The sequence below is a fragment of the Streptomyces sp. WM6386 genome, from assembly GCF_000972385.1.
In the GTDB taxonomy this organism is placed as follows: domain Bacteria; phylum Actinomycetota; class Actinomycetes; order Streptomycetales; family Streptomycetaceae; genus Streptomyces.
Map to the genome: position 1 here is coordinate 1 of NZ_JXTE01000308.1, position 746 is coordinate 746.

The following is a 746-nucleotide window of genomic DNA, read 5'->3' on the forward strand; positions in this document are numbered from 1 at the left end:
ACGCACAGGACGAGGTCGTCCTCGTACTCGCGCAGGAACGCGATGACGGCGGGGTTGGACGACTGGAGTTCGGTGTAGGAGCCGAGGCCGAAGGCGGGGTTCTGTTTGCGGATCTCGATCATGCGGCGGGTCCAGTGCAGCAGCGAGGAGGGCGACGACATGGACGCCTCGACGTTGGTGACCTGGTAGCCGTAGACCGGGTCCATGATGGTGGGCAGATACAGCCGTCCGGGGTCGCAGGAGGAAAATCCCGCGTTGCGGTCGGGTGTCCACTGCATGGGGGTGCGGACGGCGTCGCGGTCGCCGAGCCAGATGTTGTCGCCCATGCCGATCTCGTCGCCGTAGTAGAGGATCGGCGAGCCGGGCAGGGAGAGCAGGAGTGCGGTGAACAGCTCGATCTGGTTGCGGTCGTTGTCGAGGAGGGTGGCCAGCCGGCGGCGGATGCCGATGTTGGCGCGCATGCGGGGGTCTTTGGCGTATTCGGCCCACATGTAGTCGCGTTCCTCGTCGGTGACCATCTCCAGGGTCAGCTCGTCGTGGTTGCGCAGGAAGATGCCCCACTGGCAGCTGGAGGGGATGGCCGGGGTCTTGGCGAGGATCTCGGAGACGGGGTAGCGCGATTCGCGGCGTACCGCCATGAAGATGCGGGGCATGACGGGGAAGTGGAAGGCCATGTGGCATTCGTCGCCGCCGGACTGGTAGTCGCCGAAGTAGTCGACGACGTCCTCGGGCCACTGGTTGGCCTC

The 746-nt window shown here is 66.0% G+C and carries 1 protein-coding gene; it reads right to left on the reverse strand.

The annotated features are described in order from the left end of the window. A partial coding sequence (locus tag TN53_RS41395; RefSeq protein ID WP_046264051.1) for an alpha-amylase family glycosyl hydrolase occupies positions 1-746 on the reverse strand: 746 nt, incomplete at both ends.